The 25,055-nt window shown below is 60.0% G+C and carries 25 protein-coding genes; 14 read left to right on the top strand and 11 right to left on the bottom strand.

From position 1 onward, the window contains the following. Positions 1-53: 53 nt before the first annotated feature. Positions 54-611 carry a fimbrial protein gene (locus ACJ8J5_RS16850; protein WP_041034152.1) on the bottom strand — a complete coding sequence of 186 codons (558 nt, stop codon included), beginning with the start codon at positions 609-611 and terminating at the stop codon, positions 54-56. Between the two features lie 472 nt (positions 612-1,083). Here ACJ8J5_RS16850 and ACJ8J5_RS16845 point away from each other — a divergent pair, with 472 nt between their 5' ends. From ACJ8J5_RS16845 to ACJ8J5_RS16835, 3 genes are all read left to right on the top strand, one after another. Further along, the gene (locus tag ACJ8J5_RS16845; RefSeq protein ID WP_016928483.1) at positions 1,084-1,800 is read left to right on the top strand and encodes an EAL domain-containing protein; all 717 of its coding nucleotides are present in this window, start codon (positions 1,084-1,086) and stop codon (positions 1,798-1,800) included. A gap of 21 nt (positions 1,801-1,821) precedes the next feature. After that, on the top strand, positions 1,822-2,412 hold the full coding sequence (locus tag ACJ8J5_RS16840) for a LuxR family transcriptional regulator (protein ID WP_004939094.1): 591 nt from the start codon (positions 1,822-1,824) through the stop codon (positions 2,410-2,412). Positions 2,413-2,598: 186 nt separating this feature from the next. Next, positions 2,599-4,224 (top strand): FMN-binding glutamate synthase family protein, encoded by a 1,626-nt coding sequence (locus tag ACJ8J5_RS16835; RefSeq protein WP_060432723.1) that lies wholly within the window; start codon positions 2,599-2,601, stop codon positions 4,222-4,224. A gap of 109 nt (positions 4,225-4,333) precedes the next feature. Here ACJ8J5_RS16835 and betA read toward each other — a convergent pair whose 3' ends face one another. The 3 genes from betA to betI all read right to left on the bottom strand — a co-directional run bounded on the left by betA (position 4,334) and on the right by betI (position 8,225). Beyond that, positions 4,334-6,001, bottom strand: coding sequence for a choline dehydrogenase (betA, locus tag ACJ8J5_RS16830; RefSeq protein WP_049295261.1), 1,668 nt, complete (start codon positions 5,999-6,001; stop codon positions 4,334-4,336). A gap of 134 nt (positions 6,002-6,135) precedes the next feature. After that, positions 6,136-7,608, bottom strand: a complete 1,473-nt coding sequence (gene betB / locus ACJ8J5_RS16825; RefSeq protein WP_025302110.1) for a betaine-aldehyde dehydrogenase — start codon at positions 7,606-7,608, stop codon at positions 6,136-6,138. Positions 7,609-7,622: 14 nt separating this feature from the next. Then, on the bottom strand, positions 7,623-8,225 hold the full coding sequence (betI, locus tag ACJ8J5_RS16820) for a transcriptional regulator BetI (RefSeq protein WP_025302109.1): 603 nt from the start codon (positions 8,223-8,225) through the stop codon (positions 7,623-7,625). Positions 8,226-8,625: 400 nt separating this feature from the next. Here betI and ACJ8J5_RS16815 point away from each other — a divergent pair, with 400 nt between their 5' ends. Next, complete coding sequence (locus ACJ8J5_RS16815) at positions 8,626-10,665, top strand: choline transporter (RefSeq protein ID WP_004939112.1); 2,040 nt, start codon at positions 8,626-8,628, stop codon at positions 10,663-10,665. A 44-nt stretch (positions 10,666-10,709) separates the two neighbouring features. Here the strand turns inward: ACJ8J5_RS16815 and ACJ8J5_RS16810 are convergent, their stop codons facing one another. The 4 genes from ACJ8J5_RS16810 to ACJ8J5_RS16795 form a co-directional block, all read right to left on the bottom strand. Then, positions 10,710-11,180, bottom strand: a complete 471-nt coding sequence (locus ACJ8J5_RS16810; RefSeq protein WP_004939115.1) for a YkgB family protein — start codon at positions 11,178-11,180, stop codon at positions 10,710-10,712. Positions 11,181-11,244: 64 nt separating this feature from the next. Beyond that, entirely contained in the window at positions 11,245-11,535 is a 291-nt protein-coding gene (locus ACJ8J5_RS16805) for a pentapeptide MXKDX repeat protein (protein ID WP_323712129.1), read from the bottom strand. 59 nt (positions 11,536-11,594) lie between these two features. Then, complete coding sequence (locus tag ACJ8J5_RS16800) at positions 11,595-12,371, bottom strand: molybdopterin-dependent oxidoreductase (protein WP_414104867.1); 777 nt, start codon at positions 12,369-12,371, stop codon at positions 11,595-11,597. 10 nt (positions 12,372-12,381) lie between these two features. After that, on the bottom strand, positions 12,382-12,993 hold the full coding sequence (locus ACJ8J5_RS16795; RefSeq protein WP_173889018.1) for a cytochrome b/b6 domain-containing protein: 612 nt from the start codon (positions 12,991-12,993) through the stop codon (positions 12,382-12,384). Positions 12,994-13,143: 150 nt separating this feature from the next. Between ACJ8J5_RS16795 and ACJ8J5_RS16790 the strand changes: the two genes are divergently transcribed. Further along, positions 13,144-13,857, top strand: coding sequence for a response regulator transcription factor (locus ACJ8J5_RS16790; protein WP_049295257.1), 714 nt, complete (start codon positions 13,144-13,146; stop codon positions 13,855-13,857). A 3-nt stretch (positions 13,858-13,860) separates the two neighbouring features. Further along, positions 13,861-15,327 (top strand): sensor histidine kinase, encoded by a 1,467-nt coding sequence (locus ACJ8J5_RS16785; protein ID WP_049208889.1) that lies wholly within the window; start codon positions 13,861-13,863, stop codon positions 15,325-15,327. Positions 15,328-15,340: 13 nt separating this feature from the next. On the opposite strand, the gene ACJ8J5_RS16780 is transcribed toward ACJ8J5_RS16785, so the two are convergent. Together ACJ8J5_RS16780 and ACJ8J5_RS16775 are read right to left on the bottom strand one after the other, a co-directional pair. After that, positions 15,341-16,759, bottom strand: coding sequence for a heavy metal sensor histidine kinase (locus tag ACJ8J5_RS16780; RefSeq protein ID WP_414104868.1), 1,419 nt, complete (start codon positions 16,757-16,759; stop codon positions 15,341-15,343). Beyond that, positions 16,756-17,427 (bottom strand): heavy metal response regulator transcription factor, encoded by a 672-nt coding sequence (locus ACJ8J5_RS16775; protein WP_021504273.1) that lies wholly within the window; start codon positions 17,425-17,427, stop codon positions 16,756-16,758. Before ACJ8J5_RS16775 ends, ACJ8J5_RS16780 begins: the two co-directional genes overlap by 4 nt. A gap of 140 nt (positions 17,428-17,567) precedes the next feature. Between ACJ8J5_RS16775 and ACJ8J5_RS16770 the strand changes: the two genes are divergently transcribed. The 4 genes from ACJ8J5_RS16770 (at position 17,568) to ACJ8J5_RS16755 (ending at position 20,271) form a co-directional block, all read left to right on the top strand. Then, entirely contained in the window at positions 17,568-18,194 is a 627-nt protein-coding gene (locus tag ACJ8J5_RS16770; protein WP_025302101.1) for a hypothetical protein, read from the top strand. 13 nt (positions 18,195-18,207) lie between these two features. Next, positions 18,208-18,813 (top strand): cytochrome b/b6 domain-containing protein, encoded by a 606-nt coding sequence (locus tag ACJ8J5_RS16765; protein ID WP_049203409.1) that lies wholly within the window; start codon positions 18,208-18,210, stop codon positions 18,811-18,813. Then, on the top strand, positions 18,806-19,573 hold the full coding sequence (locus tag ACJ8J5_RS16760) for a molybdopterin-dependent oxidoreductase (protein WP_049203406.1): 768 nt from the start codon (positions 18,806-18,808) through the stop codon (positions 19,571-19,573). Before ACJ8J5_RS16765 ends, ACJ8J5_RS16760 begins: the two co-directional genes overlap by 8 nt. 122 nt (positions 19,574-19,695) lie before the next feature. Continuing rightward, the gene (locus ACJ8J5_RS16755; RefSeq protein WP_197769723.1) at positions 19,696-20,271 is read left to right on the top strand and encodes a hypothetical protein; all 576 of its coding nucleotides are present in this window, start codon (positions 19,696-19,698) and stop codon (positions 20,269-20,271) included. A gap of 101 nt (positions 20,272-20,372) precedes the next feature. Here ACJ8J5_RS16755 and ygbI read toward each other — a convergent pair whose 3' ends face one another. Next, the gene (gene ygbI / locus ACJ8J5_RS16750; protein ID WP_025302098.1) at positions 20,373-21,143 is read right to left on the bottom strand and encodes a DNA-binding transcriptional repressor YgbI; all 771 of its coding nucleotides are present in this window, start codon (positions 21,141-21,143) and stop codon (positions 20,373-20,375) included. 283 nt (positions 21,144-21,426) lie between these two features. Here ygbI and ltnD point away from each other — a divergent pair, with 283 nt between their 5' ends. The 4 genes from ltnD to otnI are packed head-to-tail and all read left to right on the top strand — an operon-like array spanning position 21,427 to position 25,009. Continuing rightward, entirely contained in the window at positions 21,427-22,341 is a 915-nt protein-coding gene (gene ltnD, locus ACJ8J5_RS16745; RefSeq protein ID WP_122017030.1) for an L-threonate dehydrogenase, read from the top strand. Beyond that, on the top strand, positions 22,341-23,600 hold the full coding sequence (gene otnK / locus ACJ8J5_RS16740; RefSeq protein WP_342094278.1) for a 3-oxo-tetronate kinase: 1,260 nt from the start codon (positions 22,341-22,343) through the stop codon (positions 23,598-23,600). The genes ltnD and otnK overlap by 1 nt, the downstream gene beginning before the upstream one ends. Next, a complete protein-coding gene (gene otnC / locus ACJ8J5_RS16735) occupies positions 23,597-24,229 on the top strand; it encodes a 3-oxo-tetronate 4-phosphate decarboxylase (protein WP_373276029.1) in 633 nt (210 codons plus the stop codon). Before otnK ends, otnC begins: the two co-directional genes overlap by 4 nt. 3 nt (positions 24,230-24,232) lie before the next feature. Then, entirely contained in the window at positions 24,233-25,009 is a 777-nt protein-coding gene (otnI, locus tag ACJ8J5_RS16730) for a 2-oxo-tetronate isomerase (protein WP_025302094.1), read from the top strand. Positions 25,010-25,055: the final 46 nt, after the last annotated feature.

The raw sequence follows: 25,055 nt of genomic DNA, 5'->3' as shown, positions 1-25,055 counted from the left end.
GTGGGGGCATAACTCCCCCACCCGAATAAGAATATTACTTAAAGAAATATTACTTACTGGTAAATGATGGTGTACTGAACGCTAGAAGTCACATCACCAGCGCCGGCAGCGTTGGTAGCGTAATATTCAGCGTAGTAGTTCAGGTCAGCAGAGTCGCCTTCGTTAGCAACGGTAACCCACTGGGAGTTATTCTGCGCACCATTAGCACCAGCAGCCAGGATAGGCAGGAATTGGTTGTTGCTGCCCAGAAGCTGGATCTGCACGTTAGTTGCAGCATCAGTCTGCGCCTGGTTGTTCAGACGGCCAGTATTGAAATCAACAGTAGCGCCCGGTTCGAAATAAGTAGCTACCTGGCCTTTAGAGCATTTGGTCAGGTTGATCGCGAACGGGGTACGGCCAGCAGTTGCGCTCTGAGTTGCCAGAGTAGAAGCAGAAACAGTTGGCAGAGTTACGGTGAAATCTTTACCACCTGGGGTGCTGATAGTACAAGTTTGGTCAGTCACTTTACCGTTGAAAGTAATAGTCCCGTCAGCAGCTTGAGCAGAGAAAGAAGAAATAGCAGCAGTGCTTACAGCCAATGCCAATACAGCAGACAGTTTAGAGATTTTCATATTTAGACTCTCGATGAATTAATACGCTTATAAAGTACATTCAGCGATGCTACTCCTTGTCAGGAATGAAGCCCGATGAATCCATTGCCGGACGAAATATAGACTAAGCATATTCTTAATGTTAAATCGTTTAAAACATTCATAAGGCCCCTCTTGATAGGAATAAACTATCGGCGGATACCTATCGATCGATGTTGACGATTCATATGAATAGGAATAATCTGTGTTTGGGAAAGCTGCAGAGTTCAAGATTTTGCATTAAGGCCTGAAAATCAGAATATTATCCCGAATATTTACATTTAGTAACAGATTGCGACGTTTGGAATTTGGCACGAATTACGCGTTAAATGGTCTGTCGACACGCTTCGGTCATTCTGACGTTTTAAATAAGAAATTTACCAATAAACCTGGAGTAACTTTCTTTTTAAGCATTTAAAATCAACAAGTTAAATATCAATCCAAGGATTGGGAAATGAGCGGTTCTTTCAGAGAGAAAAATAACGGCATTAATTATGTTTTTCAGCCAATGTTCGCGAAATCGGGACAATTGCTGGCCGTTGAATGTCTGTCTCGCTTTACGTTTAATAGCGAATACGCCCATTTTTCTCCTGAACAGTTCTTTCGTCACGCCGACAGCGCAACCCGGATTGAGATTTTGATGGATCAGATCAATCTGATCGATAAATACAAACACTGGTTTCATGAAAACCAAGTGATAGCCACTTTGAATGTTGACGATTATTCCCTGCAATCGCTGGCGAATACTCACTTTGCCGAAAGAATTAATGCCCTGCGCTGTATTCATTTTGAGATCAGCGAGAATTCAACCCGGCTGGTGAAAGATCGCGTGCACGGCGATCCGTCATTGAATAGTTATTCATTTTGGCTCGATGATTTTGGTTCTGGCTATGCGGGTTTTTCCGCGTTGTACAACAGCCAGTTCCGCTTCGTTAAGCTCGACCGTTTTCTGCTTTGGGACTTCATGAAAAAGTCCGGCGGCGAGGGCTTGATGCGCGCGTTACTGCGCTTTTTTTACCTTAATCATTACAAGGTAATTATCGAAGGAGTTGAAACTCCCGAACACAAGAAATGGCTGGATGAAATGCCATATTACGCACTGCAGGGAAAGCTGTGGAAGGAATCCAGCATCAAGGATTTGAACTCGCTTCTTACAGCTGAATACTTTTAACTCGGTATTGGTGTTTGCCCTATGTCTAAAAACAACGTTCTTGTGATTAGTGAGTGTAAGTACAGCTATGTTGGCCTGTCGGTGCTGCTAAAGAAACACTACGGCGCGTACGATATCCGCCTGTTTTCCGATTTCATGCACGGCGGCGCCAAAGCAGAGAAGATCACCAAGCACGATATTGCGCTGATTTTCACCTCGCAAAACCTGGAACAGAGCGTCAACGTGATCGAAAGCCTGGTGTCCCTGCATCAGCAGTACAACAGCAAGACGCGCCTGCTGGTGTTTTATGACGACGAGCGGGTAGTGAAACTGTTGTCGATCCTGGGGATTTCCGTCGAGTTGGTCTCCACCCGCATTCCGCTTTATTCGCTGCAGGAAAAAATCCAGCGGCTGCTGGAAAGCAAGGAACCGGGCGGTATCCGGGTGCAGAAAACCCGCGAGCTCAGTCCGGCGGAAAGCGACGTGATCTTCAACCTGCTGCGTGGCGACAGCCTGCTGCACATTGCGGAAAAGCGCGGCACGCACCCGAAAACCATCTTCTCGCAGAAATACAGCGCGATGAAAAAACTGCGGCTGCGCAGCATGAGCACCATCTTCGTCGCCGGCAAATAAATACCCAGGCTTGTTGCGCGGTTCGCCGCGCGGCAACCCGCCCCCCCTTCCGTCACGTTAAATTAATGTAACAACTGGCGACAAAGCAGCAACAGACACACAACATCCCCTCCTGTTGGTTACGATTTGCACACGGATTATCCGTGAGTCATGTCGTGTGGATTAAAATAAACATCAGGAGATGTTATGAAGTCGTCCTTATTCAGCCGCTATACCTGCTTTGTGCTGAGCATCTTGCTCACCCTGGTTTTCTTGATCATGATGCACAATCATCCGTGGTTCTGGCTGCCGGCCCTGGCCTGCGGTTGCCTGATGGTGCTGGGTATCTACGATCTCACGCAGCAACGCCACGCCATTTGCCGCAACTACCCGATCATCGGCCGCTTGCGCTTCTTCTTCGAGTTCATCCGCCCGGAACTGCGCCAGTATTTCCTCGAGCAGGACAATGAAGAAATCCCGTTTTCGCGCACCCAGCGCACGCTGGTGTATCGCCGGGCGAAAAACGAGATGGGCGACAAGCCGTTCGGCACCCTGCTAGATGTGTACCAAACCGGCTATGAGTGCATCGGCCATTCCATGCGGCCGGTGGAAGCCGCCGATCCGACCAGTTTTCGCGTCACCATCGGCGGCGCCGACTGCCGCCAGCCCTACTCCGCGTCAATCTTCAACATTTCGGCGATGAGCTTCGGCGCGCTCTCCGCCAACGCCATCCGCGCGCTCAACCTCGGCGCGGCCAAAGGCAACTTCTACCACGACACCGGCGAGGGCAGCATCAGCCGCTATCACCGCGAAAACAACGGCGATCTGGTGTGGGAGCTGGGCAGCGGCTATTTCGGCTGCCGCACCGCCGACGGCCATTTCGATCCGCGCCGCTTTGCCGAACAGGCGCAAAGCCCGCAGGTGAAAATGATTGAAATCAAGCTCAGCCAGGGCGCTAAACCCGGCCACGGCGGCATTCTGCCGGCGAAGAAGGTGGATGCGGAAATCGCCGCCACCCGCGGCGTGCCGGAAGGCATGGATTGCATCTCGCCGGCCTCGCACAGCGCCTTCACCACCCCGCTGGAAATGATGCAGTTCATCCAACAGCTGCGCGAGCTGTCAGGTGGCAAACCGGTCGGTTTCAAGCTGTGCATCGGCCACCCGTGGGAGTTCGTCGCCATCGTCAAGGCGATGCTGCACACCCGCATTCTGCCGGACTTTATCGTGGTGGACGGCAAGGAAGGCGGCACCGGCGCCGCGCCGCTCGAACTCTCCAACTATATGGGCATGCCGCTGCGCGAAGGGCTGCTGTTCGTGCATAACACGCTGGTGGGCTGCGGCCTGCGCGACCAAATCAAGATTGGCGCCAGCGGCAAGATCATCAGCGCCTTTGACATCGCCAGCGTGCTGGTGCTCGGCGCCGACTGGGTGAATTCGGCGCGCGGCTTTATGTTCGCCGTCGGCTGCATCCAGTCGCAAAGCTGCCACACCAACCACTGCCCGACCGGCGTCGCGACGCAAGATCCGCTGCGTCAGAAGGCGTTGGTGGTGCCGAACAAGGCGGAGCGCGTCTATCACTTCCATCAAAATACGGTGAAAGCGCTGGCGGACATGCTGGCGGCGGCCGGCGTCAGCCGCCCGGAGCAGCTGACCTCGCACCATATGCTGCGCCGCATCACGCCGACCGAGATCAAGGTGTATGCCGATATCTATTACTACCTGGAGCCGGGCGCGCTGCTGCAGCCGGAGATCAAAAGCGAGTTCTACGCCCGCATGTGGCGCATGGCGACGCCCAACAGTTTCGATCAGGCGATCTCGCTGCCGGCGGCATGATGGGATAAGGGATAAAAAGAGAGTTGCCCCCTCGCCTTGGGGAAGAGCATATGGAGAGGGGTTGCTTGCTACGGCGGCCCTCCCCCTCAACGGCGAGAGGGCGTGTCGGTTACTGCTTGCGCACCGGCGCATCGCCGGCGACGTAGTAGTCGGCGGTGCTACGCGGCAGCGGCGCACGCTGGCGAATGCGATCGGCGATCTTCTCGGCGATCATGATGGTGGTGGCGTTCAGGTTGCCGGTGATGATCAGCGGCATAATCGACGCATCCACCACCCGCAATCCTTCCATGCCGTGCACCCGGCCCTGGCCGTCGACCACCGCCATCTCATCCTCGCCCATCTTGCACGAGCAGGACGGGTGGAAGGCGGTTTCGGCGTGCTCGCGCACAAAGGCGTCCAGCTGTTCGTCGGTCTGCACGTCCGGCCCTGGGCTTATCTCGCGGCCGCGGTATTCGTCCAGGGCCGGCTGCGCCATGATTTCGCGCGTGATGCGGATAGCGTCGCGGAACTCCTGCCAATCCTGTTCAGTCGCCATGTAGTTGAACAGAATGCTCGGGTGCTGACGCGGATCTTTCGATTTCACCTGCACCCGGCCGCGGCTCGGCGAACGCATCGAGCCGACGTGCGCCTGGAAGCCGTGCTCTTTCACCGCGTTGCTGCCGTTATAGTTAATCGCCACCGGCAGGAAGTGATACTGAATGTTCGGCCAGGCGAACTCTGCGCGGCTGCGGATGAAGCCGCCGGCCTCGAACTGGTTGCTGGCGCCGACGCCTGTGCCGTTGAACAGCCACTCCGCACCGATCTTCGGCTGGTTAAACCATTGCAACGCCGGGTACAGCGACACCGGTTTCTTGCAGGCGTATTGCAGGTACATCTCCAGGTGGTCCTGCAGGTTTTCTCCGACGCCCGGCAGATCGTGCACCACGTTGATGTCCAGGCTTTTCAGCAGCGCCGCCGGGCCGACGCCCGAACGCTGCAGAATTTGCGGCGAGGCGATGGCGCCGGCGCACAGCAGCACTTCGCGGCGCGCTGTGGCGTGAGTCAGCTGATTGCTGTCGCCCTGCAAATACTTGACGCCCACCGCACGCTTGCCGTCGAACACGATATGGTCGGTAAGCGCATGGGTGACGATTTTCAGGTTCGGCCGCGAACGCGCCTGATCCAGATAACCGCGGGCGGTGCTAGCGCGGCGCCCTTTCGGGGTCACGGTGCGATCCATCGGGCCGAAGCCTTCCTGCTGGTAACCGTTCAGATCGTCGGTGCGCGGATAGCCCGCCTGCACGCCGGCTTCCACCATGGCGTGGAACAGTTCGTTGTTACCGGCCTTCGGCGTGGTGACGCTCACCGGGCCATCGCCGCCGTGGTAATCGTTCGGGCCGATATCGCGCGTTTCCGCCTTGCGGAAATACGGCAGGCAGTCCAGATAGGTCCAGTCTTCCAGACCCGGCGCCTTGGCCCAGTTGTCGAAATCCATCGCGTTGCCGCGAATATAACACATGCCGTTGATCAGGGACGAACCGCCCAGCCCTTTGCCGCGGCCGCATTCCATCCGGCGGTTGTTCATGTGCGGCTCAGGATCGGTTTCATACGCCCAGTTATAGCGGCGGCCCTGCAGCGGAAACGCCAGCGCGGCCGGCATCTGAGTACGGAAATCCATCCGGTAATCCGGACCGCCGGCTTCCAGCAGCAGCACGCTGACGTCGGCGTCCTCGGTCAATCGGGTGGCTAACACGTTGCCGGCGGAACCGGCACCGATAATGATGTAGTCAAATTCCATTCATTATCTCCTTACTTTATAGGCCTGCACGATGCGAAAACGCGAAGCGCTGATCCGCAGCAGGCGGTGTATTTGGCTCTCGAGGAGTGTCGGCCGCAGCCAACGCGGCTGCGGCTCGAAAGGCGACGGGAAGATCAGAATACCGAGGCGTATTCGCCCAGCTCGACCTGCACCGATTTGATCTGGGTGTAGTGCTCCAGCGTGGTCAGGCCGTTTTCGCGGCCGACGCCGGACTGCTTATAACCGCCGACCGGCATTTCCGCCGCCGACTCGCCCCAGGTGTTGATCCAGCAAATGCCGGCTTCCAACTGATGAATCACGCGGTGTGCGCGGGCCAGATCGTGGGTCACCACGCCCGCGGCCAGGCCGAAGGTGGTGTCGTTGGCGCGGCGCACCACTTCCTCTTCACTCTGGTAGCTGAGAATGCTCATCACCGGCCCGAAGATCTCCTCGCGCACGATTTCCATCTCGTCGCGGCAGTCGCTGAATACCGTCGGCGCCACATAAGCGCCCTTGCCGAATTCGCCATGGGTGACGCGTTCGCCGCCGCACAGCAGGCGCGCGCCGCTGTTCTTGCCGCTTTCGATAAAGCGCAGCACCGACTCCATGTGCGCGAAGCTGACCAGCGGCCCGAAGTTGGTCTGCGGATCGGTCGGATCGCCGAGGCGAATGCGCTTCACGCGTTCGAGGATCTTCGCCTCAAACTGCGCCTGCAGCGCCGCCGGCACAAAGACGCGGGTGCCGTTGGTGCACACCTGGCCGGAGCTGTAGAAGTTGGCCATCATGGCGATATCGGCGGCGCGATCCAGATCGGCGTCGTCGAAGATAATCAGCGGCGACTTGCCGCCCAGCTCCATGGTGACTTCCTTCAGCGTCGAACCCGACGCGTTGGCCATCACCTTCTTGCCGGTTTTCACCCCGCCGGTGAAAGAGACTTTGGCGATGCCCGGATGGTCGGTCAGGTACTGCCCCACCTCCGCACCGCTGCCGGTCACCACGTTGAACACGCCGTCCGGCAGGCCGGCTTCGGTGTAGATTTCCGCCAGCTTCAACGCCGTCAACGACGTAACTTCACTCGGCTTGAAGATCATCGCGTTACCCGCCGCCAGCGCCGGCGCGGACTTCCACAGCGCGATTTGAATCGGGTAGTTCCAGGCGCCGATGCCGGCCACCACGCCCAGCGGTTCGCGGCGGGTGTAAACGAACGAAGTGTCGCGCAGCGGGATCTGCTCGCCTTCAATGGCCGGGATCAGGCCGGCGTAGTACTCCAGCACGTCGGCGCCGGTGACGATGTCCACCGCGGTGGTTTCCGACATCGCTTTGCCGGTATCCAGCGTTTCCAGCGCCGCCAGTTCATCGTTGCGCTCGCGCAGAATATCCACCGCGCGACGCAGGATGCGCGAACGCGCCATCGCCGTCATCGCCGCCCACACCTTCTGCCCGCTGGCCGCGCTGGCCACCGCACGATCGACGTCTTCAGCGCCGGCGGACTGGACTTCAGCCAGAACTTCGCCGTTCGCCGGGTTAATGGCGTTGAAGGTTTTTCCAGCGGTGCTGTCTACATAGGCGCCATGAATATAGAGCTTCTGCAAGCCAAAACGGGACATAGGATCTCCTTGAGTTAGCCTCCGGGCGGCGTTTGCCCCCGGAGTTGGAACGTGATGTATTCGGTCGTGAGCGTCAACGCCTGCGACTGATTGAACGCCGAGCCGCGCAGCGCGCTGCGCAGCCACAGCCCATCGATCAGTGCCGCCAGCCCCTTGGCCGCCAACCGCGCCTGCGGCTGCGGCATAACGCGGCGAAACTCGGCGCACAGGTTGGAATAAAGCCGGCGGCCGTTCACCTGTTGCAGCCGGTTGAGCTGCGGCTGGTGCAGGCTGCTGGCCCAAAAGGCCAGCCAGGTCTTCATCGCCGCGCTGTTGATCTGGCTGTCGTCGAAGTTGCCGGCGACGATCGCCTGCAGCCGCGCCGCCGGGCTGTTATCGGTCAGCGCCTGCAACCGCAGCTTCACCGCCTCGCCCAGATGGCTGATCAGATAGCGCATCGTGGCTTCCAGCAGGCCGTTCTTGTCCTTGAAATAATGGCTGATGATGCCGTTGGAAACGCCGGCCCGCCGCGCGATCTGCGCGATGGTGGCGTCATGCATTCCCACTTCGTTTACCGCGGCGAGCGTGGCATCAATCAACTGCTGCCTTCTGATTGGCTGCATTCCTACCTTTGGCATATTTCGACTCTCACAAAACCGACTTCGGCCTTATCTCAGCGGGCAAATTTCACTGCCGTTTCGCCCGTGATTCAGGTCATCATGAGGACTATTAAACTTTTTTTTGATTGAACGTTCAATAAAAATTGCATATATTTTATTGCCGCCTGGTTAAAAATTTGTACTATCTGGTTGTGGAACTGGCTGATTTTTGTGAGGTAATTAACGAATCTGACCAAAATCAGTGGCTGTAAGCGGTTCCCGCCACGAAGCGCTCCGGTGCTTCAGCAACAGGCGAAAGCGGCGTTTTTCAGGCCATTCCCATGGGGATGGTCGCCGCCTTCATTCGCCCGTTTTCCGGCGGCGCCAACGCGCCCCGAAATGCGGAGCGGCACGATTTTACTCAGTTCAGAGGATGACGATGACAACACGCGAAACCTCCTCCAAACCGCAGCAGGACCGCCTCAACCCTGTGGTTTTCTTCACCTCGGCGGGGCTGATCCTGGCCTTCTCGCTGATGACCATCTTTTTCACCGACTTCTCAGGGCAGTGGATCACCCGCACGCTGAATTGGGTGTCGACCACCTTCGGTTGGTACTACCTGCTGGCGGCGACGCTGTACATCGTGTTCGTGGTGTTTATCGCCGCCTCGCGCTTCGGTTCCATCAAGCTCGGGCCGGAACAGTCCAAACCGGAGTTCAGCCTGATGAGTTGGGCGGCGATGCTGTTCGCCGCCGGCATCGGCATCGACCTGATGTTCTTCTCGGTCGCCGAGCCGGTGACCCAGTACATGATGCCGCCGGAAGGCGACGCGCAAACGCTGGAGGCCGCGCGCCAGGCGATGGTCTGGACGCTGTTCCACTACGGCCTGACCGGCTGGTCGATGTATGCGCTGATGGGCATCGCCCTCGGCTACTTCAGCTATCGCTACAATCTGCCGCTGACCATCCGCTCGGCGCTGTACCCGATCTTCGGTAAGCGCATCAACGGCCCGATCGGCCACAGCGTGGACATCGCCGCGGTGCTCGGCACCATCTTCGGCATCGCCACCACGCTGGGCATCGGCGTGGTGCAGCTCAACTACGGCCTTAAGGTGCTGTTCGAGATCCCAGAAAACCTGACGGTGCAGGGCTCGCTGATCCTGCTGTCGGTGATTATGGCCACCATCTCGGTGACTTCCGGCGTCAACAAGGGCATCCGCATCCTGTCCGAGCTAAACGTGCTGCTGGCGCTGGGCCTGATCCTGTTCGTGCTGTTCTTCGGCGACACCGAGTTCCTGCTCAACGCGCTGGTGCTCAACGTCGGCGATTACGTCAACCGCTTTATGGGCATGACGCTCAACAGCTTCGCCTTCGATCGGCCGGTGGAGTGGATGAACAACTGGACGCTGTTCTTCTGGGCCTGGTGGGTGGCGTGGTCGCCGTTCGTCGGCCTGTTCCTGGCGCGCATCTCGCGCGGGCGCACCATTCGTCAGTTCGTGGTCGGCACGCTGATCATACCGTTCGTGTTTACCCTGCTGTGGCTGTCTATCTTCGGCAACAGCGCGCTGTACCAGATCATCCACGGCAACGCCGAGTTTGCTCAGGAAGTGATGCAGTTCCCGGAGCGCGGCTTCTACAGCCTGCTGGCGCAATACCCCGGCTTCACCTTCAGCGCCTCGGTGGCCACCATCACCGGCCTGCTGTTCTACGTCACCTCGGCGGACTCTGGCTCGCTGGTGCTGGGTAACTTCACCTCGCGCCTGGCCGATATCAATAATGATGCACCGAACTGGCTGCGGATTTTCTGGTCGGTGGCCATCGGCCTGCTGACCATCGGCATGCTGATGACCGACGGCGTACCGGCGCTGCAGAAAACCACGGTGATCATGGGCCTGCCGTTCAGCTTCGTGATCTTCTTCGTGATGGCCGGGCTGTATAAATCGCTGCGGGTGGAAGACTACCGCAAGGCCAGCGCGCTCAGCACCCTGGCGCCGGTGCCGGTCTCCAGCCACGATGTGCTCAATTGGAAACAGCGTCTGTCGCGGGTGATGAACTACCCGGGCACGCAGTACACGCAGAAAATGCTGGATAAGGTTTGCCGCCCGGCGATGCAGGACGTGGCGCGCGAGCTGGAGTTGCGCGGCGCGAAAGTGGAGTTCAGCGAAGTGCCGCCGACCGAAGACGAGCGCCTGAACCACCTGGAACTGCTGGTGCACCTGGGCGAGGAACAGAACTTCATCTATCAGATCTGGCCGATGCGCTACTCGGTGCCGGGCTTCACCTACCGCGCCCGCTCCGGTAAATCGCACTACTACCGGCTGGAAACCTTCCTGATGGAAGGCACCCAGGGCAACGACCTGATGGACTACAGCAAGGAACAGGTGATTGGTGACATTCTCGACCAGTACGAGAAGCACCTGAACTTCCTGCACATTCATCGCGAGGCGCCGGGGGGCACCCTGACCTTCCCGGATATGTGATGGCCGAGAAATAACCACAGGGCGTAGCCAGGCTACGCCCTTTTTTATGCCTGCTCGGCCGGTAAATCGGCCTTCAGCAGCACCAGGGAACCGGCCAGCAACACCAGATCCTTAATTAAAAAACTGGTGGCCCCGGCCATGGCGGGAAACCCGCCGGCGGAGGGCTCCCAGGCACCCGGCGTGGAAAAGATCAGCGTCAGCGTGGTCAGGTAGGTCACCGTCGATCCGATCGCCCCCAGCAAACCCAGCCGCCGCGACCAGAACCCCGCCAGCAACAGTAAACCGAAGCTCCATTCGGCGACGCCCAATGCATAACTGGCGCCGCGAATGCCGAACGCCTGATGCATCCAGCTCAGCAGCGGGCTGTTGCCGATCAGAGGCACTAACCCCTGCGCTTCGTAATCAAACCATTTGGCGTAGCCGAAGGCGGCGAAGATCACCACCAACGCCGCACGCATAAAGATAACGTCCCCGTTCGAGCGCCGAAAGCGCCGCAGCCATGTCGCCAGCATCATCCTCTCTCCTTATGTTGCCCGCGGCCGCCACGGTTTGCCGCTTGCGACCGCGGGGTGCGGCGGCTTAGTGCCCCATCGCGTCCTTTTTCATCTCGTCTTTCTTCATGCCGTCTTTGGCCATACCGTCTTTCGCCATACCCTCTTTTTTCATGGCGTCTTTCCCCATCTTGTCTTTCTTCATGCACGCCTTGCCCATGCACTCTTTCTTCATCCCATCTTTCGCCATGCCGTCGTGCGACATCTGGCTCATGCCGTCCTTTTTCATCGCGTCTTTGCTCATGCCGTCCGCGGCGTTGGCGCCGGCCACACCCAGCATCAGCGCGCTGCACATCATGATTGCGAATAACTTTTTCATGGTATTTCCTTCCGTCATGTCAAAGGCACCGGAGTGCCGGAGAATGGCCGGCGGCCGCCTCAGCTGCCGCCAAACCAGTTGTAACCCTGATCTTCCCAGTAACCGCCCGGGAAGTGGTTGGTGACCTCGATCACCTGAATGTGCTTCGGATTCTTGTAGCCCAGCTTGGTCGGCATGCGCAGCTTCATCGGATAGCCGTACTTGCGCGGCAAGATCTGGCCGTCGTAGGTCAGCGCGATAATCGTCTGCGGATGCAGCGCGGTGGCCATGTCGATGCTGGTGTAGTAGTCATCGGCGCATTTGAAGCTGACGTAGCGGGCGCTCAGATCCGCGCCGATCGCCTTGAGAAAGGTGGCGAACGGCACACCGCCCCACTTGCCGATGGCGCTCCAACCCTCAACGCAAATATGGCGCGTCACCTGGCTGACCTGCGCCATCCGATGCAGCTGCGGCAGGCTCCAGGCGCGCTTGTCCTGCACCAACCCCGCCACTTCCAGCCGGTAGTCGTCGCCGTTGATGTCCGGCGCGTCCTCCTCGGCGTAGAAAGCGTTGAACGGGAACGGCCGGGTGATCATCGATTCCGGGTAGACCGGCGCCAGGCGATCGCCGTTGAACAGCCAGCCCTGTACTCGATCATTGAAGCGCGAGATGCGGCTCAGCGCCTGTTCAACGTTGGCGTTATCGCTGAGATCGCAGCCGGTGAGCATGGCGATGCCGCCCAGCGTCAGGCCATTGCGCAGAAAGCGGCGGCGCGAAGACGCGCTCAGCAAGCGCTGCGCTTCTTTGACGATCGTCTGCCCTTCGCCAATCGTCATGATCGGTTTATCCTTTTTCATCGTGAACTCCTTAACGTCCGCGCAGCATGGCCAGCAGCGTCCGCGGCACCAGCGCCACCATCACCAGGTGGATCGCGACGAAGGCCACCAGCGCCGACATGGCGAAAAAGTGGATATAGCGCGCCGCCTCATAGCCGCCGAGCAGCGCGCGCAGCAGCGGAAACTGCACCGACTTCCACAGCACCAGTCCGGACAATGCGCTCAGCACGCCGAGGATCATCACCGACAGATAGGCCACGCGCTGCACCATGTTGTAGTGGCGCAGATCGGCGTGCTGCAGCCTGCCGCGTAGCGCCGCGCCGACATCGGCGAGAAACTGCTTCGGGCTGAGCGGCCAATACTTACGTTTGAAGCGCCCGCTGGCGAGGTTCAGCAGCAGGTAGCACAGCCCGTTGATGCCAAACAGCCACATGCCGGCAAAATGCCACTGCAGCGCGCCGCCCAACCAGCCCCCGAGCGTCAGCTCGTTGAAAAAGCTGAAATTGAACAGCGGTGAAGCGTTGTAGATGCGCCAGCCGCTGGTGACCATGATCAGCATCGCCAGCGCATTCAGCCAATGCGTCAACCGCAGCCACAGCGGATGCACGGTCTGTCGTTGTTCCGGAGTGAGAGTGAGGCTCATAACGATTCCTGCCAGCTAACGATGCGATGAGTCGAGTATTCCCCGGATTTGTTCCCCAAGACCTCACGCAAAGTTAAATAAAATGTGATAACTCCACCGGTGGGGGTTGTGTAGACTTCAGAGAGGATCGGGCAATCAGCGGTAATGAGAATGGAAAAGCCAAAACGAATTTTGATCGTCGAGGACGACGGCGACATCGCCGAGCTGCTGCAGCTGCATCTGCGTGACGAGGGTTACGCCATCAGCCACGCCGCCGACGGTAACCGAGGCATGGCGATGCTGGAACAGGGCGGCTGGGATGCCCTCATCCTCGATCTGATGCTGCCGGGCGTGGACGGATTGGAGATTTGCCGCCGGGCGCGCACCATGACGCGCTACACGCCGATCATCATCACCAGCGCGCGCTCCAGCGAGGTGCATCGCGTGTTGGGGCTGGAGCTGGGCGCCGATGACTATCTGGCCAAACCCTTCTCCATGCTGGAGCTGGTGGCACGAGTCAAGGCGCTGTTTCGCCGCCAGGAGGCCATGAGCCGTAACCTGCGCATGGACGCCGGCGTGCTCAGCTTCAACGATCTGACCATCGACCCCATCGCCCGCGAGGTGCACCTGCACCAACAACCGGTCGAGCTGACGCCGCGCGAATTCGACCTGCTGTATTTTTTCGCCCGCCATCCGGGCCAGGTGTTCTCGCGCCTCAGCCTGTTGAATCAGGTTTGGGGCTATCAGCACGAAGGGTATGAGCACACCGTCAACACCCATATCAACCGGCTGCGCATCAAGATCGAGCGCAACCCGGCAGAACCCGAGCGCATCCTCACGGTGTGGGGCATGGGCTATAAATTCGCGGCCACGCCGCATGAGTGAGCCATGAAAAACCTGACGTTAGCGCAACGCCTCACGCTGATCTTCACGCTGCTGATCGTCATCGGCTGCGCCTTTTCCGGCTGGATGCAGGTACGCAGCAGCACCCAGTACAGCCAGGCGGTGATCCAGCGCCTGTCCGGCAACCTGGCGCAGCATATCGCCGACAGCAATCCGCTGCTGGGGGTGAACGGGCCGGATCCTCAGGCGGTGCATACCCTGTTCGACCAGCTGATGGCGGTGAACCCCAGCGTGGAGGTTTACCTGCTCGACAAACAGGGCGCGATTATCGGCAACGCCGCGCCGGCCGGGCATCTGAAGCGGCAGCGGGTCGCGCTGGCGCCGCTGCAGGCGCTGCTCGATGGCGCGCAGATGCCGGTGTATGGCGACGATCCGCGCAGCGCGGACGGGCGCAAGGTGTTCAGCGTCGCGCCGCTGAAGGTCGACGGCCGGGTCGAAGGCTATCTGTACGTGGTCTTGCTCGGCGAAGAGTACACGGCGCTGGCCAGCAACGCCCAGTTCAACTCGGCGGTCAGGATGGCGCTGTGGACTTCTGGGTTGATGGTGCTGTTCAGCCTGCTGGCCGGCGGTTTCGCGTTTTATTGGGTAACGCGCCCGATCCGTCGCCTGACCCGGCAGGTCAGCGCGCTGGACAGCGGAGGCATCGAAGCGGTGCAGGCCTACGCGGCGCTGCCGGCGGTACGGGCCGGGCGCGACGAAGTCAGCCAGCTGCAACAGGCCTTCCACCGCATGGCGCAGCGCCTGGCCGAACAGTGGCAAACGCTGGCGCAGCAGGATCGGCTGCGGCGTGAATTCATCGCCAACGTCTCGCACGATCTGCGCACCCCGCTCACTTCGCTGCACGGCTATCTGGAGACGCTGTCGGTCAAGGCCGCCACCTTGAGCGAAGCCGATCGGCGGCGCTATCTGGAGATCGCGCTGGCGCAGAGCCGCAAGGTGGGCAAGCTGGCGCAGGAGCTGTTCGAGCTGGCTCGATTAGAGTATGGCGTGGTGAAGCCGCAGAAAGAGCCCTTCTCCCTCAGCGAGCTGTTGCAGGACGTGTTCCAGAAGTTCGAGCTGGCGGCAGAGGCGCGCAACCAGCGGCTGCACGCCGACATCGCTCCCGGCATTCCGCCGGTGTTCGCCGATCTCAGCATGATTGAGCGGGTGCTGACCAACCTGTTGGACAACGCCATTCGCCATACGCCGCCCGGCGGCGACATCGGCGTGCGGCTGTGGCGGCAGGACGATCGGGTCATGGTCCAGGTCAGCGACAGCGGCCCCGGCATTCCGCAGACGCTGCGCGCCGATCTGTTCGTGCGCCCGTCTGTTCTGAGCGGCGCCCGGCGCCCTTCCGGCGGACTGGGGTTGATGATCGTGCGGCGTATTCTGCAGCTGCACGACAGCGATATTCAGCTGATCGAACAAGCGCAAAGCGGCGCCTGCTTCCGCTTCGCCATTCCGCCGCGTTAACACGGCACAACGGTTATTGTGCGATCGGGAACCGCAGGCTGAAGAGGATGCTGGCGACAGGCGCGCGCCCGATACATTCGGCGCGCACCTCACCGCCGTGCAGCGTCATGATGGCGCGCACGATAGACAGCCCCAGCCCACTGGCATGATTGCCGGCGCTGCGTGCGGGATCGGCGCGATAGAAACGATCGAACAATTTTTCCAACTGTGCCGGCGCGATCGGCTGCCCCTGATTGATGACCTGCACCCACCAGGCATCGGCGCGCCGTTCAGCCCGCAGGACGATCAGGCTGTTTTCGTCGGCATAACGTACCGCGTTGGCCACCAGGTTGCTCAGAGCCCGCTGGAACAATATCGCGTCCGCCTCCAGCGCGCCTTCCCCTTCGCAGCTCAACGCAATGCCGCGCTCTTCCGCCAGCCCTTCGAAGTAATCCGCCACCCGCCGCAGCTCGGTCGCCACCTCCAGGCGGCTGTAGTTCAGCGCAGACTGCGCTTCGCCGGCGCGCGCCAGAAACAGGATATTTTCCACCATGCGGGAAATGCGCTCCAGCTCATCCATATTGTTCGACAGCAGGGTTTCGTACTCCTCCACGCTGCGGGGCTGGTAAAGCGCCACCTGGCACTGGCCCATCAACGCCCCTACCGGCGTGCGGATCTCATGGGCCAGATCGGCGGAAAATTGCGTCAGCCGCTGATAGCCTTCATTCAACCGATCGAGCATCGCATTGAACGAACGGGTCAACTGCTGCAACTCCTTCGGCGCCCCCTGCTCGCTGAGGCGTGTCGACAGCGTATTGGGCGCAATCTGCGACGCCTGCGCCGCCATGCGCCATAACGGCTTCAATCCCCGCCGCATGACCCCATAGCCCAGCAGCGCAATCAGCAGGAAAGCCACCGCGACCGCCGCGACGATGCGCCACAGGTAACGCGCCAGCATCTTCTGCTCGTTGGCCATCACATGCGCGGCGGAGATCTGCAACAGGCTGCCGTCTTCCAGACGCACCATCGCCGAAGCGGCGCGCAGCGGCACCCCCTGCGCCGTTTCTCCGCCGCGTATGGCGGCCAACGTCTGCGCCTGTTCAGGCGGCGTCGGCGCGATCGGCGGCAGGGCCACCCTGGCGGGGTTCACGTTGATGAGCGGTTTTTGCCCCGGGATTTGGAAAATCAGCACGTCCTGTTCATTGCCCAGCATGTTTTCAAACAGGCCGTTATTGGCGGTCAGGCGCGCCAAAGGAAAGCGCTGCCCCAGTAAATGGCGGAAATACTCTACGCGCCCGGTCACCTGCAGATCGCTGCGCAGCGTCATTTCCTGGCGCATGGCGCTAAACAGATACCCGCCTGTCCCGCTCACCACCAACGCGGCCACCAGCGCGAACAGCGTAGCGGTGCGCAGCGTCAGCGACACCGGCCGACGTGACGTGCGCCCGCTCACGAGCGTGGCTCGCAGACATAGCCGATGCCGCGCACGCTGTGGATCAGCTTGACGTCGAACGGCCGGTCGATTTTGGCGCGCAGGCGTTTGATCGCCACGTCAACCACATTGGTGTCGCTGTCAAAATTCATGTCCCACACCTGAGAGGCGATCTGCGTACGCGACAGCACTTCGCCCTCGCGCCGCACCAGCAGGTGCAGCAGCATGAATTCCTTGTTGGTCAACGGGATCACCTGATCCTGGCGCACCGCCCGGCGGCGCAGCACGTCCAGCTGCAGATCGGCGATAGCGTAATGATCGGCTTCGCGCGCCGGCCCGCGGCGCAGCAAGGTGCGTAAACGCAGCACCAACTCGGTAAAGGAAAACGGCTTGATAAGATAGTCGTCCGCGCCCAGCTCCAGGCCGTGGATGCGATCCTGCACGCCATCACGGGCGGTGAGAAACAGGATCGGCACGTCGCTTTTCTTGCGCAATACCTCGATGATCTGCCAACCGTCCAGCCCCGGCAGCATCACATCGAGCACGATCGCATCGTAGTCCTGCTCCAACGCGCGAAACAGCCCGTCGGTGCCGGTGCGCGCCAAATCGACGCCGTAGCCCGCTTCCCCCAGCCCTTTCTTCAGGTAATCCCCTGTGCCGATATCGTCTTCAACTACCAGTATTCGCATGCTCACCACCTCGTTACGTCTGCAAAAATACTAGCAGCTTCGGCGGACAAACTTGATGACATTAATGTCATCAAACGGCCATGGCGCTGACCCAGTAGGTCAACCATGCTTAACCGGCAAACTCATTTCAGGAGAACGTTATGATTACCCGTCATCGTATAGCCGGTTTACTGTTGTCCACGTTACTGCTTTCCAGCGGATTGGCCGCCGCCGCCCAACCGCCGGGCAAGGTGATTGCGCCGCTGCGCGGCACCATCACGCAGGTTGCCGACGGCAATCTGCAGCTGACCGACCGCAAGGGCGAGACACTCAGCGTCAAGCTGAACGATCAGACCAAAGTGCTCAGCGTTTCCAAAGCCACGCTGGACGATATCAAACCGGACAGCTTTATCGGCACCGCCGCCGTGCCGCAGCCGGACGGCACGCTCAAAGCGCTGGAAGTGCACGTGTTCGCCGCCAGCCTGCGCGGCACCGGCGAAGGGCACTCGGCCTGGGAATCCGCCGACGGCAAAGTGGACACCATGACCAACGGCACCGTCGGTAAACTGGTGAAATCCAACGGCCGCACCCTGACCGTCACCTACGGCAACCAGCAGAAAACCGTCGTCGTGCCGGAAGACGTGCCGATCGTGACGCTGGATCCGGGCGATCTGAGCCTGCTGAAACCGGGCGTGCACATCGTGCTGTTCTCCGCCGCCGACGATAAGGGCGAACGCATCGCCACCCGCATTTCCGCCGGCAAAGACGGCACTGTGCCGCCGATGTAACCGGAGGAAAGCCATGAAGACCAACGCGTCGCCGCCGGTGCATCGCTGGCCGGTTCGAATAACTCATTGGATCAACCTGTTCGCCATGGTGTGCATGTTCATGAGCGGTTGGGAAATCTACAACGCCTCGCCGCTGTTCGATTTCCGCTTTCCGCCGCAGATGACGCTGGGCGGTTGGCTGGGCGGCGCGATTGGTTGGCATTTGGCGGTGATGTGGCTATTGGCGCTCAACGCCGTCTGCTATCTGTTGTGGAGCCTGTTCAGCGGCCATTTTCGCCGCGATCTGTTGCCGCTTCGCCTCGGCGCGCTGCGGCAGGATATCTGGCTGGCGTTGACGCTGCGCCTGCGCCACCGGCATGGCCGCTATAACGCCATTCAGAAACTGATGTACCTCGGCGTACTGGCGCTGGGGCTATTACTGGTGCTGTCCGGCCTGGCGATTTGGAAGCCGGTTCAGCTGCAGGGATTGGTCGCCCTGTTTGGCGGCTTCGATTTCGCGCGCTACGTGCATTTCTTCGCCATGGCCGGCATTGGCCTGTTTGTGGCGATCCACGTCTTTATGGTGGCTGTCGTGCCCAAAACCCTGTGGGCGATGATAACGGGTGGCAAACATGAATGAGAAAAAACCGCGGGCAGCCGCGCCAAAACTGGAACCGGACCAAAAAAAGCAGCTGGTCAATCTGCAGCGCCGCCTGATGTTGCGCTCCGGGCTGACACTGGGCGGCATCGCCATGCTCACCGGTTGCAACCTGCAAGACGGCGATCGGGTGGATAAGGTGCTGTGGGCCATGTCACGCTGGAACGACCGGGTGCAGGCCTGGCTGTTCAGCGGCCAGCGGCTGGCGCAAACTTACCGGCCGGACCAGATCACCCACCCTTTCCCCTTCAACGCGTTTTACCCGGAATACAACGTCCCCGAGATCGATCTCGCCGGCTACCGGCTTGAGGTCGCGGGGAAGGTGGAGAAAAAAGCCCCCTGGACGCTGGAACAGCTGCAGCGGTTGCCGCAGCAAAGCCAGATCACGCGTCTGATCTGCATTGAGGGCTGGAGCGCCATTGGTCAATGGGGAGGCGTGCCGCTGCGCACCTTTCTGCAGCACGTCGGCGCGGATCTGAATGCCGGTTACGTCGGCTTCAAATGCGCCGATCGTTACTACGCCAGCCTCGACATGGCCACCGCGCTGCACCCGCAGACCATCTTGGCGCTGGATTTCGGCGGCAAGGCGCTGCCGGCTGACTATGGCTACCCGTTGCGGCTGCGCGTGCCGACCAAACTGGGGTTCAAAAACGCCAAACATATCGCCGCGATCTTCGTCAGCGACGTCAATCCAGGCGGGTATTGGGAAGATCAGGGCTACAACTGGTTCAGCGGCATTTAGTTTTGCGCGGCGCTGCGCACAACCCTCATCGGCGGCTGGAGGATCTTCTCCGCCGCGGTTAATAATCTGTTCGTCACAAAGGGGATAACTATAGGAAAAATAATAGTAAAAAGGATTTTATCATGGATATTGATGTGAGGGAGATCAATGCGCGACCTGTCACGGAGTATAGGTACCGAATAACGGTTTATAAAAAAGCCAGCAGCGTTGCTGCGTATTACCTTGATTTTAAAAAAGCGACGTTAAGGATGCGTCAATGGCTTATTGGGGCGTATCCTGCCCCGGAAGTATTGGACAATGCTTACGTCATGGAACTGTACGATGTAAGAGCATTGGAAACCCGCGCCGAAGTAACCAGATCCTTATTTGATACCTATACCAGGATGGCGTACACCCGAGATGAACGAGAACAACTCTTCATTAATGGCATCGGCCTGGCGATCGTCACTTTTGTGGCGCAATACCAAGCAAGATTGGTTTTCAGCGTACCGCTCAGGCCAGCATTAGCCAGAATTTACGACTCGCTCTTGAAAAAACACGCGCATCGCGTACATTATTTGTACAGCCAAGCGCTTATTGAGGACGGATTATATGTCATCGAAATCCCGCCTGTTAACGGCAGAATCCCACCCAATCCCTATGAGCATGAAGGAACGGCACCAAAAAGAGATGCAAGCCTTCCACGAAGAATGGGCTGAACAAAGGCGCCGCGAATGGCGTGAACGCGGCGGCGTTGAAGCCAGTGAACCGCCCGCACGTAGCATCGATACCGAACTTTCATCCTGATTCCGGTTCGTCCTTATTCTTCTTCTCCCGCCGTCAGCAATGCAATCCCCGCTTGCTCAATGGCCTCCCGCGCGGCGGCGGGCAACCCCTCGTCGGTAATGACAGCGTCAAAGGCAGCAATCGGCAGCGCCAGGTAGGTCGCGACCTTGCCGTATTTGGACGTATCGCTGAGCAGAATGCGGCGGCGGCTGGCCTCGACGATGGCCTTCTTCACCATCACCTTGTCTTCGTTCGGCGTCGACAGGCCGCGCATGCTCCACGAAGAGGCGGAGATAAACGCCAGATCGATAAACAGACCGCGCAGCGCCTGCGCCGCCGCTTCGCCAACGCAGGAACGGTTTTCCCGGCACACCGTGCCGCCGGTGTGGATGATTCGGCACTGGCTATGCTCTATCAGGAACCCGGCGATGACAAAGTCGTTGGTCACCACCGTCAAATCTTCACGTTCACCGATCTGTTTCGCCAGCGCCAGCGTGGTGGTACCGGCATCCAGATAAATACAGCTGTTGGCGGGAATTTGCCGCGCCGCCAGCCGGCCAATGGCGATTTTCTGCCGGCTGAACATCCCTTCTTTGGCCTGGTGCGAAGGTTCGCTTGCCACTCGCTCAGGCGCCTGCACGCCGCCCGAGACCGACTGCACCGCGCCCTGTTCCTCCAGCTTTTGCAAATCGCGACGGATCGTCATGTGCGACACCCCCAGCCGTTCGGTCAGCTCGGCAATGCTGACGACGCCGCGTTCGGATACCAGCGCAAGAATTTGTTGGTGGCGTTCTACAGGTATCACGGTTCCCTCTCGTTGCTGCGGTGATAATAATTGTGATTTTACGTCAATTTTCGTTCGCCGATAGCCCTAATTTTTCGCGGCGTGACGGCGAGCGCAGTTAGGTCAGGTAAACATAATCTTATTTAAAAACATAATAGTAATGTTGATACGGACCAGAAATCACCCGAAAAATTCGTTTCACACATTGTTAATTATTGTGATATCGATCGCGGATAAACGGCCACTAAGCGCTTACATTTAACACAACAAAACAAATTATCACTAAAATTAACAGGAGTGCAGTATGACACACCCAGGGAATTATGCCGTTTGCGTCATCGGGCTGGGGGCGATGGGCATGGGCGCGGCGCGCTCGTGCCTCCGCGCCGGATTGACCACCTACGGGGCGGACCTGAATCCGCAGGCACTGTCGGCGCTGCAACAGGCCGGCGCTAAGCAAACGTCCTCCAGCGCGTGCGACTTCGCCGCCGAGTTGGACGCCGTGCTGCTGCTGGTGGTGAACGCCGCCCAGGTGAAGCAGATCCTGTTCGGCGAACAAGGCCTGGCGCCAAAGCTCAAGCCGGGCACCGCGGTGATGGTCTGTTCGACCATTTCCGCCGATGACGCCAAACAGATCGAGCAACGGCTGCTGGACTACGGGCTGCCGATGCTGGATGCGCCGGTTTCCGGCGGAGCGGCCAAGGCAGAGGAAGGCCAGATGACGGTGATGGCCGCCGGCGCAGACGCCACCTTCGAGCGCCTGCAACCCGTGCTGGACGCCATCGCCGGCAAGGTTTACCACATCGGCGAAACGATCGGCCTGGGCGCGACGGTAAAAATCATCCACCAGCTGTTGGCTGGCGTACACATCGCCGCCGGCGCGGAAGCCATGGCGCTGGCCGCCCGCGCCGGCATCCCGCTGGACGTGATGTACGACGTGGTCACCCACGCCGCCGGCAACTCCTGGATGTTCGAAAATCGCATGCGCCACGTGGTCGACGGCGACTATACGCCCAAATCGGCGGTGGATATCTTCGTCAAGGATCTGGGGCTGGTGGCGGATACCGCCAAGGCGCTGCATTTCCCGCTGCCGCTGGCCTCCACCGCCTTCACCATGTTTACCGCCGCCAGCAACGCCGGCTACGGTAAAGAAGACGACAGTGCGGTAATCAAAATCTTTGCCGGCATTGATTTGCCGCAAAAAAAGGAGGCGCTCTGATGCTGCTTGGCGTAATCGCGGATGACTTTACCGGCGCGACCGACATCGCCAGTTTTCTGGTGCAAAATGGCCTGCCGACGGTGCAGCTGAATGGCGTGCCGCAAGACGAAACGCAAATAAACGCACAGGCGGCGGTCATTAGCCTGAAATCGCGTTCCTGCCCGGCAGAGCAGGCGGTCGAACAGTCGTTGCAGGCGCTGGCCTGGCTGCAAGAACAGGGCTGCCGTCAGTTCTACTTCAAGTACTGCTCCACCTTCGACAGCACCGCACAGGGCAATATCGGCCCGGTGACCGATGCTCTGCTCGCCGCGCTGGGAGAAAATTTCACGGTTGTCTCACCGGCGTTGCCGGTAAACGGCCGCACGGTCTATCAGGGCCACCTGTTTGTCGGGGAACAGCTGTTGTCTGAATCCGGCATGCGTCATCACCCTGTCACACCAATGACCGACAGCAACCTGCTTCGCCTGATGGAATCCCAGGCCACCGGACGCTGTGGGTTGGTGACGGCGGCAGAAATGGATCGCGGCGCCGAGGCGGTCAGCGAGAAGCTGCAGCAATTGGCGCAGGACGGCGTGCGCTACGCAGTGCTGGATACGCTCAACGAACGGCATCTGCTCACCCAGGGTGAAGCGTTGAAAACGATGAAGCTGGTGACCGGCGGTTCGGGCCTGGCGATCGGCCTGGCGCGTCAATGGGCGCAGAATGGCGAACGTTCGGCAGAGGCGGCCGGTGCGCCGCAGGGGGAAAAAGCGGCGGTGCTGTCGGGCTCGTGTTCTGTGATGACCAACCGGCAGGTGGCGCACTACCGTGAACGCGCGGCGGCGCAGGCCATCGATATCGGCCGCTGTCTCGATCCGCAGGCGCGAGCGGCCTACGCCGCCGAGTTGGCGCATTGGGCGCAGCGCCATACCGGGGAAGCGCTTGCCCCGCTGATCTACGCCACTGCATCGCCGGAGTCGCTGCAGCAAACGCAACAACGGCATGGCGCCGCCGCCAGCGAAGCGGTAGAAGCCTTGTTCGCCGAACTGGTGGTGCAACTGCATCAGTTGGGGTTCAGCCGCTTTATCGTCGCCGGCGGCGAAACCTCCGGCGTGGTCACGCAGGCGCTGGGCATTCGCGGCTTCCATATCGGCCCCAGCATTTCCCCCGGCGTTCCCTGGGTGCGCGCCAGCGATCGGGCCATTTCCCTGGCGTTGAAATCAGGCAATTTTGGCGATGAAGCCTTCTTCTCACGCGCGCAAACGGAGTTCCCGGTATGAGCATGACGATTGAACAGCAGGCGCGTGAAGAGATGGTGCGCCTGGGCGCCTCGTTTTTCCAACGCGGCTACGCCACCGGCTCCGCCGGCAACCTCTCGCTGTTGCTGCCGGACGGCGCGCTGCTGGCGACGCCGACCGGCTCCTGTCTCGGCGAGCTGCAGGCCGACCGCCTGTCTAAAGTGAGCCTGAACGGCGACTGGCTCTCCGGCGACAAACCGTCGAAAGAGATCAGCTTTCATCGGGCGCTCTATCTGAACAACCCGGAATGCAAAGCGGTCGTGCACTTGCATTGCACCTACCTCACGGCGCTCTCTTGCCTGCAGGGGCTGGACGCCGACAACGCCATCAAACCGTTCACCCCCTATGTGGTGATGCGCGTCGGCAAGGTGCCGGTGGTGCCTTACTACCGGCCCGGCGACGAAAGGCTGGCACAGGATCTGGCCCGCCTGGCGCCGACCCACCGTGCCTTTTTGCTGGCCAACCACGGGCCGGTGGTGACCGGTAAAGACCTGCGAGCGGCGGCGGACAATGCCGAAGAGATGGAAGATGCGGCGCGACTGATCTTCACCCTCGGCGATCGTCCGATCCGCTATTTGACCGATGATGAAATTGCCGAATTACGGAGCTGAACCATGCCTAAATTTGCCGCCAATTTGTCGATGATGTTTACTGAGGTGCCATTCCTCGATCGCTTCGCCGCCGCTGCCGCACAGGGCTTCAACGCGGTGGAATTCCTGTTCCCTTACGAGCATCCCGCGGAGCTGTTGGCCGAGAAGCTGCGCGAACACGGCCTGCAACAAGTGCTGTTCAACACCGCGCCCGGTGATGCCGCCACCGGTGAGTGGGGGCTGGCGGCGCTGCCGGGCCGCGAGCGGGATGCGCGCGCCGATATCGATCGCGCGCTGGCCTACGCCATCGCCCTTTCCTGCCCCTGCGTGCACCTGATGGCCGGCGTAGTGCCCGCGGGCGCTGATCGACAGCGTTATCTCGACACCTTTATCGCCAATGCGCGCTATGCCGCCGACGCCTTCGCCCCGCACGGCGTCAAGGTGCTGATCGAAGCGCTCAGCCCGCCGGTCAAGCCCGACTACCTGTTCGCCAGTCAACATCAGGCGGCGGAAGCGGTGGCGGCGATCGAAAGACCGAACGTGTTCATTCAGTTCGACTTTTTCCACGCGCAGTTGGTGGACGGCAATATCAGCGGGCTGCTGGAGACGCTGGCCGGGCGCTACGCGCATATCCAGATAGCCTCGGTGCCGGATCGCCATGAGCCTGACGAGGGCGAACTGAATTACCCGTGGCTGTTCGACAAGCTGGATGCGCTCGGCTATCAGGGCTGGATCGGTTGCGAATACCGCCCGCGCGGCGACACCGCCGCCGGGCTCGGCTGGCTGAAGCCTTACCGCTAAAGCCGCACGCCGACACCAGGAAATCGATTTTATAACAATGAAACGC

It is taken from the genome of Serratia sp. CY43202 (assembly GCF_052168755.1).
GTDB classification, from domain to species: Bacteria; Pseudomonadota; Gammaproteobacteria; order Enterobacterales; family Enterobacteriaceae; genus Serratia; species Serratia bockelmannii.
The sequence above is the reverse complement of the archived record's forward strand: the minus strand, read 5'-3'. Positions and strand labels throughout refer to the sequence as shown.